The organism is Pseudodesulfovibrio hydrargyri, from assembly GCF_001874525.1.
Lineage (GTDB): Bacteria > Desulfobacterota > Desulfovibrionia > Desulfovibrionales > Desulfovibrionaceae > Pseudodesulfovibrio > Pseudodesulfovibrio hydrargyri.
This window is the reverse complement of record NZ_LKAQ01000004.1, coordinates 1,941,558-1,951,522: the sequence shown is the minus strand read 5'-3', so window position 1 is coordinate 1,951,522 and position 9,965 is coordinate 1,941,558. Positions and strand designations below refer to the sequence as shown.

Sequence of the window (9,965 nt, the reverse complement as noted above, 5' to 3'; positions counted from 1 at the left end):
AACGAAGACAGATATCTTTTCCGTCCCCTACCTCCTCCGCGAAGCGCCCAAAAAGTTTAGGAAAATATGGGGATGGGGGTCTGGGGGAAGGGGAAGGAAAAGCCCTTTTCAAAGGGTTTTCCTTCCCCTTCCCCCGGCCGCCGGAGGCATCATCTCCCCCTACAGCGATTCGAGGCCGGCGAGGACCTCGTCGATGAGCAGGCGGGGGGTGGAGGCCCCGGCGGTGACGCCGATGCGTTTGTACCGGGCGAGTTCGTCCAGCGGCAGTTCGTCCACGGTTTCGACGTGTTTGCAGGGCGTGCCCTGTTCGGACACGACCTGGGCGAGGCGGCGGGTATTGCCGCTGTTGTAGCCGCCGACCACGACCATGAAATCCACGTTTTGGGCCAGGTCCCGGGCCTCGGTCTGGCGCAGTTTGGTGGCGTCGCAGATGGTTTCGAGCACAGCCACCTCGATGTCGCCGCGCCCGGCCAAATCCTTTGCGATGGACTCGAACTGGACCCGGTCCTGGGTGGTCTGGGCGGCCAGGACATAGCGTTTGCCCGGGGTGAGCGCGTGCCCGGCCAGTTCCTCGGACGAGCCGAACACGAAATGGCCGCCCTGGGCATAGCTGACCAGCCCGGCCACCTCGGGGTGGTCGGCCTCGCCGTAGAGGAGCAGCTCGCCGCCGTCGGCGGTGTTGCGCTCGATGAGCAGCTGGGCCTTCTTGACCCGGGGACAGGTGGCGTCCTTGATCAGGACGTTGCGCGCGCGCAGGGACTCCTCGACCTGCCGGGTGATGCCGTGGGCGCGGATGACCACGTGCGCCCCGGCCGGGACCTCGGCGGGGTCGTGGACCATGACCACGCCCTTTTCGGCATAGCGCTTGAGGACCTGGGGATTATGGATGATCGGCCCGAGGATATAGATGGGATGACCGTCCGGCTCGCCGACCAGGTGGTCGAGCTTGGTCAGGGCCATATCCACACCCATGCAGAACCCGGCGGTTTCGGCTAAAATGACTTCCACTGACTGCGCTCCTTGCATGGTCCACCGTGAACCGCCGGTCCAGGGAAAACCCTTGACTTGCCGACACCTCTCGGGGATATAGGATTCGTCAAACATATGTTTCAAGCAATTCAGACGGCGTTTTTCGCGCCCGCAGGCTATTAATTATGAACGAATCCCCGGACGTCAACACCAAAAAAGCCCTTTTGCTCGCCGCCATGGAGGTTTTCGCGGACAAGGGCTTCGACTCGGCCACGGTGCGGGACATCTGCGGTCTGGCCAAGGCCAACGTGGCGGCGGTGAACTACCACTACGGCAGCAAGGACGGCCTGTACGCGGCCGTGCTCGAGGAAATTTTCCCCAAGGGCGAGGAGTGGATATCCGACGAGGACCACAACCTGCCCGCCGAGGAGCGGCTGCACCGGTTCGTCAGGGGGCTGGCCGAGGAGATCTACACCCAGAGCACCGGGCAGATCGCCCAGAAATGGGCCATCTTCCTGCGCGAAATGGCCAAGCCGAGCCACAATCTGGACCTCATCGTCCAGCACCAGGTCCAGCCGCGCGCCAACGAGCTGCGCGACATCCTGACCCTGCTCCTGGGCCCGGGCGCGCCGGACCAGACCCTGGCCTACTGCAGTTCGAACATCTGGGCGCTGATGCTGGACCACCTGCTGACCCAGCCCATCCTGGACCGGCTCACCCCGCACCGGCCCAATCTCGGTCTTGACGTGCAGGATTTCGTGGACCACGTGTTCCACTTCGCCCTGGGCGGCATCAATTCGGTTAAAAAACGCGCGTAAGGCGTACGGCGGCCGGACACCCTCCCAAGCAATCCGCAGGTCCGCCGCACCCTTCCTCCCGGAGCGGGGCGCGGCATCCCCGGATGTCCCGGCCCGCTCCGCCTTTTTTCAAGGAACGTCCATGCACCCGTTCAGATCCGTTCTTTTTCTGCTCCCGCTCCTGGCCGTGCTCGCCTGGCCCGCGCCAGCCGGGGCGCAGGCCCCGGTCATCCGCTGCAAGGTGATCTCGGCCCATCCCCACGACCCGGGCACCTCCACCCAGGGCCTCTTCTTTCACAACGGCGTGTTCTACGAATCCTCGGGCGGCTACGGCCGCTCGTTTCTGGCCATGGTGGAGCCCGCCACGGGCCGCCATCTGAAGACCGAACCGGTCGCGCCCGAGCTGTTCGCCGAGGGCATCGCGCCCCGGGGCGACACTCTGCGCATGCTCACCTGGAAATCAGGCATCGGTCAGGTCTACACCCTCGAGGAACTGAGGCCGGTGCATCCCTTCGCCTACCGGGCCACCGCCTCCGCCACCCAGGGCTGGGGGCTGGCCTATGACGGAGAACGGTTCGTCATGTCCACGGGCGGTTCCCGGCTGGAATGGCACGACGCCAAGACTTTCGCCAAGACCGGCGAGTTGCCGGTGACCGACGAGGGGTGCCCGGTGCCCATGCTCAACGAGCTGGAATTCGTGGGGAAATGGCTCTATGCCAACATCTGGAAGGCGGACCGCGTGGCGATCATCGACATGGGCGACGGCACGGTCCGCGCATGGCTCGACCTCCTGCCCCTGCGCGAGCGCCTGGGCCGGGCCTGCGGGGTGGCCAACGGCATCGCCTATGACGCCGCCCGGAACCGGCTATACGTCACCGGCAAGCACTGGGACCAGCTGTTTGAAATCGAAGTTCCGAAATTACGCTGACTTGCGATAGGCCCAAATCAACCAACCCGCGCCGAACAGAATCATGGGCAGACAGAGCACCTGGCCCATGGACATCCAATGCAGGGCCACAAAGCCGAGCTGGCTATCGGGCTCGCGGGCGAACTCCACCAGGAAACGGAACACGCCGTAGCCGAGCAGGAAGAGCGCGCCCACGCACCCCTTGGGCCTGGGCTTGGCCGAATAGACCCAGACGATGACGAACAGGAGCGCGCCCTCGAGTGCGGCCTCGTAGAGCTGCGAGGGATGGCGCGGCAGGCCGCCCGCGCCAGGGAACGGCATGGCCCAGGGCAGGTCCGTGTACCGGCCCCACAGCTCGCCGTTGATGAAGTTGCCGATGCGCCCGAAGAAGAGGCCGGGCGGGACCAGGGGGGAGACGAAATCGCCCACCTCGGGGAAGGTCATGCCGTGGGTCCGGCCGAACAGCCAGCAGGCGGCCAGCACGCCGAGGCAGCCGCCGTGGAAGGACATGCCGCCCTCCCAGACCGCGAATATCTTGAGCGGCTCGGCCAGGTAAAAGGACGGGTTGTAGAACAGGACGTAGCCGATGCGCCCGCCCAGGACCACGCCGAGGATGGCCCAGGTAATGAAGTCGTCCATGAGTTTGGGCGTCATCTTGTTCCACGGCTTGGCGGCCCGGTAGCGGCCCAGCAGCCAGCCGGACAGGATGCCGAAGACGTACATCATGCCGTACCAGCGCAACTGCAGCGGGCCCAGGGAGATCATGACCGGGTCGAATTGGGGATACGTGAGCATGGAGAAGGGGCCCCCTCGGCAAGGACTGTGTTTGTTTTCGTCAAAAAAACGGATATACTGAAGACAACGAACAGGGTGTCTTTTTTATCGCCACCCCGTCAAGCCCCAAAGCGGAACGTCATGCAGAAGCCACAGGAACTCGATATATTGGAGATGCCCGTAGAGGGGCTGGCCGCCTATTGGCTGTCCATCAAGAAGATCATGGACGCGCGCAAGGGCCGCGACATCCTGGACGAGGAGATCGCGACCGCCTCGGAGCCGTACATCCTGCATCTGCTCGAGACGGTCTTCTCCGCCCTGGACATCCCGCTGGTGCGGCGTCTGGCCCAGACCAAGCGGGACATCCTGATCGACGACTACCGAACCAAGATCGACCTCATGCGGCTGGCCATCTACGCCATCGCCTCGGGCGAGAACCCGCGCGTCACCCTGGTGCGCATGGACTCCAAGTTCGCCCATCCGCTGATGACCGAGGACCGCGCCTTCGACATGGCCACGGCCATGTTCGACGCGCTCAAGCCCCGGGGCGTGGACCTGGACATCCTGCTTTCGGTGGACCACAAGATCAAGGCCGACCGACTGCTGGTCAAGCTGCTCTTTTTCGTCATGTACGCCCGCCGCGAGGGGCGGCAGAATCTGGACCGCTTCATTCCGCATCTCGGCTCGCGGTTTTTTTCCGAAGGCGTATCCCTGGCCATAGACAACTTCGAAGCCGACTTCCTGGCCAATCACCTGGAATCCATTCGGGACCGGGTCATGGTCGAGACCGGCCGCAAGATGGACATGGCCCTGGAGATGGCCCTGGCCATCCGCTCCAAGGCCGCCTATGACGACATCTTCCGTATAGCCAGGACCTACATGTCCTGAACAAGGAGGTTTTTATCATGCGTAAATCACTGACAATAACAATCGCCGCCCTGCTCGTGGCGGCCATGGCCCTGCCCGTCATGGCGGACGCGGTCAACACCGGCGACCGCAACTTCCAGCGAGCCTGGCGCATGTACGTCACCCGCAACAACGAAAAGGCCATGGAATACTTCAAGGCCTCGGCCCAGGGCTACGCCGAGGCCCTGGGGCAGGACCCAGTGGGCAGGATCATGAAATTCCAGTCCTCCATGGACAAGGCGGGCATCGCCCTGTATTTCGCCGGGGAGTACGACCTGTGCATCAAGACCCTGACCGAAGCACAGGGCAGAAGGGACAAGATCTGGGACGCCGCCCTATTCATCGCCCTGGCCCAGGGGCGCAAGGGCGACAAGGAAGCCACGCTCAAGGCCTTTGACGCCTTCCTGGACGCCAACCCCTCCCAGCGGATGATCACCGCCGAGATGGCCAGGGTCCTGCCCGGGGTTCAGAACGGTACGGTCAAACTCTCGGACGCCATAGACGCCATCGAGAAGGAGACCCAGCAGCAATTCGTGCAGAACGTATTGCGGTACAACAGCCGCAACGGAACGGTCCCGTCCCTCGAAGCGTGCAACGGGTCCTACTGGTGGCGCTACAACAGCGCCCCCTGCTCACGCGGCCAGTTCGAAAGCGGAGGCTCGAGCAGTTGGTTCGATTAAGCGCCCCCTTCAAGGACGGCGAACAACAGCCCTCGGTTTGACGCCGGGGCGGAGGTGGATATCCCCTCCGCCCCGGCTCGCGCTTGATGGCCGACGGTTCCATGCCGGACAAAATTCCTGCACGGATGACGGTGGTTGCGGTAATCGAACCGTCGAGCCAAGGCGTTTTACAGGGAATGTCCCCGGTCCTTCACCTTGTGCTTGACGAAGTTGCGGGAATGTACAACGATCCCTCAAACATTAACGCACCCAAGCACATTAATGACCACGGACAGCCTCGACATCCCGCAACAGTACCTCCGGGCCTTCACCAAGGAAGAGATCAACGAGATGCCCCTTCGCCACTACGAGGGGGAAGTCGTCGTTGTCCGCAGCAAGTCCGACCTTGAACAAGCGTTGGAAGGCATGCGCGACTCCTCTCTGCTCGGCTTCGACACCGAGACCCGCCCCGTGTTCAAGAAGGGCAAGAAGCCCGGCCCGCCGTCCCTGCTCCAACTGGCCACCGCCGACTGCGCCTATGTCTTCCAGCTGGGCGTGCTGCCCCTGGACAAGGGAGTCTGCGACATCCTGGCCAACCGGCGCATCCTCAAGACCGGCGTGGCCGTGCGCGACGACATCCTCGGCCTGCAGAAGCACTCCCGGTTCAAGCCCAGCGGCTTCGTGGACCTGTCCGACATCACGGCCAAGTACAACCTCCAGACCCACGGCCTGCGCAACATGGCCGCCAACCTGCTCGGCTTCCGCATCTCCAAGTCCGCCCAGTGCTCCAACTGGGCCAAGGACAAGCTCACCCGGCAACAGGTCCTCTACGCCGCCACCGACGCCTGGATCAGCCGCGAGCTGTACCTGGCCCTGGAAGAACTCGGCCTGACCTAGGATCAGAATCCATAAACTGAGGATGGACTCGGATACCGGCTTTGAGCCCATGTGGCCTTCAATCCGGGTCCGGGACATGCAACCCCCTGCGAGACCCGGGGCGTGGAGGGAAGGCGCGCACATGCTTGAGGAACTCAAGGCGCTGAAATTGCGCTACCCCACGGCTGAAACGTTCAAGTTCGGCGATAGCGCCGCTTTATGCAGTGCGCTCCTTTCCCTGGTGCGCTCCGGAAAGAAAGTGGCGACCTGCGGCGCGTTGCGGGACTATCAAAACGGCGAACCCATGCCGGCGATCGGGCGGCGGGATATCGCGCTGAACTGGGACGGCACGCCGGCCCTTGTCATCGAGACGGTCGAGTTGATTCAGTGCCGGTTCGATGAGGTGACGGAAGCAATGGCCTTGGCCGAAGGCGAGGACGACAGCCTTAAGGGTTGGCGCGCGGGACATCGCGAATACTTTGAGCGGAATGGCGGGTTTTCCCCGGGTATGCAAATCGTCTGGGAACGGTTCATTCTCATTGAGGATCTGGGCTGAGAGCAAGGGCCGCCGCCAGCCTGCCAGGGGACTCGCCTCTCGTATCGGCCGCACCCAAGGCGGTCTGAACTCCAAGCTCCGCCGCCCTGGCGGAGCGCCATGCCTCGCCGCGACAGCCATCTTCCGGCTCGAATAATGAGTCCAGCCCTTCGACGCGAGGCTTGGCATATATCGTGCAATTTCCCCGCTGACGGGCAATTCATGCCTTTTGCTCGCTGTTTTTCTGACGGGCCGCTCTTTGATGCGGCTTTCAACGCTTAGAATACATTGGACTTATCCATGAAAGAGCAGTGCACTCCCAAAACCGCCGCCAAGACCGGCGAGCAGGCCGCCACGGAACGGATCTACCGCTTCAGCCCCAAGGTCGTGCTCATTGCGGGCCCGCCCGCCGCGGGCAAGAGCCACGCCGCCCGGAAGCTGGCCGACGAAATGGGCTACGACCTCATGCGCCTGGACGCCTTCACCCATCAGGTGGCCGAACGATACGGCGGGGACATCGAGACCGTCCGTCATCCGGGGACCTACCGCGATTTCAAGGAGATATTCCTGCCCCAGCTGCGCGCCCGACGCTACCGCGACATCGTCTTCGAAGGGTGCCGCATCAGCCACCCGCACATTCACCAGGCCTTCCTGGACGCCCTGGACGACATCTATTCGCCCTTCAGCATCGTCCGCGCCTTCTACCTCAATCCGGACCGGGACGTCCGTCTGCAGCGGTTCGCCCTGCGCCGGGTGCGCCAGACCAAGGAGGCGGTCAAGGCGGGCAAACCGCTCCCGGCCAACACGCCGTTCTGCGAGATTCTCGAACCAGTGCTGGAGGGCTACGAAGAGATCCGGGACTCTGACGACATCGTCCGTTGGGCCGAGGCCAACCGCGACGCGGTCCATCCGGGCGTGCCCGAGGAAGACCGCGAGGTCTTCAAGGCCATAGCCGAGGCCGACTCATTCAACCCCTTCTACCAGACCATCGAGTACCGGGGCCGCGTGCTCGTGCCCGGCTTCACCCAGTCCGGCCTGGCCTGGCGAAACATCCTCAAGCTCGGCGTGGAATTCCGGGGCAAGACCCTGTGCGACTACGGCTGCATGCACGGCTACTACACCTTCAAGGCCGAGGAGATGGGGGCCGCCGGGGTGGGACTGGACATGGACCAGGGGGCCGTGGACCTGGCCAATTACCTGGCCGGGGCCAAGGGGTCTGGCTGCCACTTCATGGTCTACGACATCACCACCCCGCTGAACCAGCGCTACGACATCATCCTGGCCCTGAACGTCCTGCACCGCACGGGCAAGTTCGAGCTGACCACCGAGATCATGTTCGCCCACTGCAACGAGTGCATCCTGGAAGTGGGCGAGAGCCAGCTGCCGGTGATCATCGCCGAGGCCACGCGCCAGGGGTTCAAGCTCATGCGCAACATCCCGTCCCACCGCACGCAGTCGTGCATCGGCCCCAGGCGCATCCTGCACATGGCCCGCAAGGAGCCCGGCCGGTGAAGCGGATCGCCTGGATCGGCGGCTACTACTTCCGGCCGCAGCACACCCGGGACACGGGGTTCGAGATCGTCAACATCCCGCTGGCCGGTCCCGAGGTCCTGACCTGGGAGGACATCGTCGAGCGCTGCGCAGGCGAGCCGGACATCGTCCTCTACGCGGACCGCTCCATCCCCCCGCCGCTGATCGGCGTGGAGTCCTATCCCTGCGCCACGGCCTTCTACGCCATCGATTCGCACATCCATTCGTGGTACCCCATGTACGCCCAGGCCTTCGACCTGGCCGCCGTGTCCCTGCGCGACCACATGCCCCGCTTCCGCCAGCGGCTGACGGGCGAGCAGGTTCTCTGGCTGCCGCCCTACCCCCTGCGCGAGGTGCGGCCGCCGGAAGTCCCCCCGGCCAAGGAATGGGACCTGCTCTTCGCGGGCAACGTCGACCGCGAGACCACGCCCGTGCGCTACGAATTCCTCAAGGAGCTCAAGGCCCGGCTGCCCAACCTCCATGTGACCAGGGGAGAGTTCGGCGAGCTCTTCCCCAGGGCTCGCCTGGTCCTGAACATCGCCGAGCGCGGCGACCTCAACTTCCGGGTCTTCGAGGCCCTGGCCTGCGGCGCCTGCCTGGTCACGCCCGCCATCGGCCATGGCCAATCAAAGCTGTTCACCGACGGCGAGCACCTGGTCACCTACCCGCCCGACGACATGGACGAACTGGTGCGCATCGTCTGCGGCCTGCTGGCCGCCCCCGAGCGGCGCGAACGCATCGCACGGGCGGGCAACGCCGAGATCGAGGCCCATCACCGGGCGTACCACCGCGCCGCCGCCCTGCTCGCGGCCATGGGCGCCATCGAGCCCGAAACAGTGCAACGTCGGCTCAAGGATGCGAAGTCCATCCACGCCAAGTATCTCAAGGTGATCTACCTGCACCTGGCCGAAGCCTATGCGGATATGGGATTGGGCGAGCGCTACCTCAGGGCCGCGCTGAATAAGGGCTAGTACTCCCCGCTGACGTCGGGCGGCCTGCGGTCCTGCTTGCGCCGGGCCGTGCGCTTCTTGCGCTCCAGCCGCTTGCGCTTGGCCGACTTGGGCACGCGGGTCTCCTTGCGCGGGACCACCGGCTTGAGCGCCCACTGCATCAGCTCCACGAACCGCTCCACGGCCGAGTCCTTGTTGGTCTTCTGGCTGCGGAACTTCTGGCTGGTCACCTGGAGCACGCCGTGCTTGTCCATGCGCCGCCGGAGTTTCCCCTTGATGGCGACCTTTTGCAGCTGGGTCAGGCTCGGTGAGTTCTCCACGTCGAACAGCAGCGTCACCCGCGTGTCCGCGGTGTTGACGTGCTGGCCGCCGGGCCCGGAACTGCGGCAGGCGGTGAAGCTCAATTCGGCCCAGGGAATAAAAACGGTTTCGGTGATGCGCAGCATGGACGCAGGGTGCCACGCCGGGCCGCGCGGGGCAAGCGCTTACTCATTGACAGCCGGGCGGTTTTCTCTACAATCCGCTGACCAAAACCAAGCGAGGTAACCCATGTCCAACCAATGCCCCTGCGGGTCCGGCCTGGAACTGTCCAAGTGCTGCTCCCCCTATATCTCCGGCGAAGCCCAGGCGCCCACCGCCGAAGCGCTCATGCGCTCCCGCTACACCGCCTACGTGCTCAAGGAGCTCGACTATCTCAAGGCCACCCTCGCGCCCGAGGCCCTCAAGGACCACGACGACGCGTCCGTGCGCCAGTGGGCCGAATCCGCCGAGTGGCTGGGATTGACCATCCACGACACCTGGGCCGGCCAGGAAGGCGACGAGGCGGGCATCGTGGAGTTCTCCGCCAAGTACGCCATCGACGGCGAGGAGCAGGACCACCGCGAGCGCAGCCGGTTCCATTTCCTGGACGGCAAATGGCTCTACGTGGACGGCCAGATGGTCGCCGGGCCGCCCATCCGCAAGGAACCCAAAATCGGCCGCAACGAACCCTGCCCCTGCGGCTCGGGCAAGAAATACAAGAAGTGCTGCGGGCGCTAGCGCGCCGCGGCCGGGGGAAGGGGA

12 protein-coding genes are annotated in these 9,965 nt (G+C 64.4%); 9 read left to right on the top strand and 3 right to left on the bottom strand.

The annotated features are described in order from the left end of the window. Positions 1-159: 159 nt before the first annotated feature. Complete coding sequence (gene ispH / locus BerOc1_RS13375) at positions 160-1,008, bottom strand: 4-hydroxy-3-methylbut-2-enyl diphosphate reductase (RefSeq protein ID WP_071546170.1); 849 nt, start codon at positions 1,006-1,008, stop codon at positions 160-162. Between the two features lie 146 nt (positions 1,009-1,154). On the opposite strand from ispH, the gene BerOc1_RS13370 reads away from it, so the two are divergent. Continuing rightward, positions 1,155-1,787: a TetR/AcrR family transcriptional regulator gene (locus BerOc1_RS13370; RefSeq protein ID WP_071546169.1), complete on the top strand. Its 633-nt coding sequence runs from the start codon at positions 1,155-1,157 to the stop codon at positions 1,785-1,787. Between the two features lie 121 nt (positions 1,788-1,908). Further along, a complete protein-coding gene (locus BerOc1_RS13365; RefSeq protein ID WP_071546168.1) occupies positions 1,909-2,694 on the top strand; it encodes a glutaminyl-peptide cyclotransferase in 786 nt (261 codons plus the stop codon). Here the strand turns inward: BerOc1_RS13365 and lgt are convergent. After that, positions 2,686-3,468: a prolipoprotein diacylglyceryl transferase gene (gene lgt / locus BerOc1_RS13360; protein WP_071546167.1), complete on the bottom strand. Its 783-nt coding sequence runs from the start codon at positions 3,466-3,468 to the stop codon at positions 2,686-2,688. The two genes, BerOc1_RS13365 and lgt, sit on opposite strands and share 9 nt — an antisense overlap. 120 nt (positions 3,469-3,588) lie before the next feature. Here lgt and BerOc1_RS13355 point away from each other — a divergent pair, with 120 nt between their 5' ends. From BerOc1_RS13355 to BerOc1_RS13330, 6 genes are all read left to right on the top strand, one after another. Beyond that, complete coding sequence (locus BerOc1_RS13355) at positions 3,589-4,335, top strand: hypothetical protein (RefSeq protein WP_071546166.1); 747 nt, start codon at positions 3,589-3,591, stop codon at positions 4,333-4,335. 17 nt (positions 4,336-4,352) lie between these two features. Next, positions 4,353-5,033, top strand: coding sequence for a hypothetical protein (locus tag BerOc1_RS13350; protein WP_071546165.1), 681 nt, complete (start codon positions 4,353-4,355; stop codon positions 5,031-5,033). A gap of 261 nt (positions 5,034-5,294) precedes the next feature. Beyond that, on the top strand, positions 5,295-5,909 hold the full coding sequence (locus BerOc1_RS13345) for a 3'-5' exonuclease (protein WP_071546164.1): 615 nt from the start codon (positions 5,295-5,297) through the stop codon (positions 5,907-5,909). 121 nt (positions 5,910-6,030) lie between these two features. Then, positions 6,031-6,444, top strand: a complete 414-nt coding sequence (locus tag BerOc1_RS13340; RefSeq protein WP_071547121.1) for an ASCH domain-containing protein — start codon at positions 6,031-6,033, stop codon at positions 6,442-6,444. A gap of 279 nt (positions 6,445-6,723) precedes the next feature. Next, positions 6,724-7,935 (top strand): methyltransferase domain-containing protein, encoded by a 1,212-nt coding sequence (locus BerOc1_RS13335; protein ID WP_071546163.1) that lies wholly within the window; start codon positions 6,724-6,726, stop codon positions 7,933-7,935. Continuing rightward, positions 7,932-8,924 (top strand): glycosyltransferase family protein, encoded by a 993-nt coding sequence (locus tag BerOc1_RS13330; RefSeq protein WP_071546162.1) that lies wholly within the window; start codon positions 7,932-7,934, stop codon positions 8,922-8,924. The genes BerOc1_RS13335 and BerOc1_RS13330 overlap by 4 nt, the downstream gene beginning before the upstream one ends. Here the strand turns inward: BerOc1_RS13330 and arfB are convergent. Then, positions 8,921-9,349: an alternative ribosome rescue aminoacyl-tRNA hydrolase ArfB gene (gene arfB / locus BerOc1_RS13325; RefSeq protein WP_071546161.1), complete on the bottom strand. Its 429-nt coding sequence runs from the start codon at positions 9,347-9,349 to the stop codon at positions 8,921-8,923. The two genes, BerOc1_RS13330 and arfB, sit on opposite strands and share 4 nt — an antisense overlap. A 103-nt stretch (positions 9,350-9,452) precedes the next feature. Here arfB and BerOc1_RS13320 point away from each other — a divergent pair, with 103 nt between their 5' ends. Beyond that, positions 9,453-9,941, top strand: a complete 489-nt coding sequence (locus tag BerOc1_RS13320; RefSeq protein WP_071546160.1) for a YchJ family protein — start codon at positions 9,453-9,455, stop codon at positions 9,939-9,941. Positions 9,942-9,965 lie beyond the last annotated feature (24 nt).

Coding starts and splice junctions, on each gene's coding strand:
- BerOc1_RS13365 (WP_071546168.1), top strand. CDS start 1,909: ATGCACCCGTTCAGATCCGTTCTTTTTCTGCTCCCGCTCCTGGCCGTG.
- BerOc1_RS13345 (WP_071546164.1), top strand. CDS start 5,295: ATGACCACGGACAGCCTCGACATCCCGCAACAGTACCTCCGGGCCTTC.
- BerOc1_RS13340 (WP_071547121.1), top strand. CDS start 6,031: ATGCTTGAGGAACTCAAGGCGCTGAAATTGCGCTACCCCACGGCTGAA.
- arfB (WP_071546161.1), bottom strand. CDS start 9,349: ATGCTGCGCATCACCGAAACCGTTTTTATTCCCTGGGCCGAATTGAGC.
- lgt (WP_071546167.1), bottom strand. CDS start 3,468: ATGCTCACGTATCCCCAATTCGACCCGGTCATGATCTCCCTGGGCCCG.
- BerOc1_RS13320 (WP_071546160.1), top strand. CDS start 9,453: ATGTCCAACCAATGCCCCTGCGGGTCCGGCCTGGAACTGTCCAAGTGC.
- BerOc1_RS13350 (WP_071546165.1), top strand. CDS start 4,353: ATGCGTAAATCACTGACAATAACAATCGCCGCCCTGCTCGTGGCGGCC.
- BerOc1_RS13335 (WP_071546163.1), top strand. CDS start 6,724: ATGAAAGAGCAGTGCACTCCCAAAACCGCCGCCAAGACCGGCGAGCAG.
- BerOc1_RS13355 (WP_071546166.1), top strand. CDS start 3,589: ATGCAGAAGCCACAGGAACTCGATATATTGGAGATGCCCGTAGAGGGG.
- BerOc1_RS13370 (WP_071546169.1), top strand. CDS start 1,155: ATGAACGAATCCCCGGACGTCAACACCAAAAAAGCCCTTTTGCTCGCC.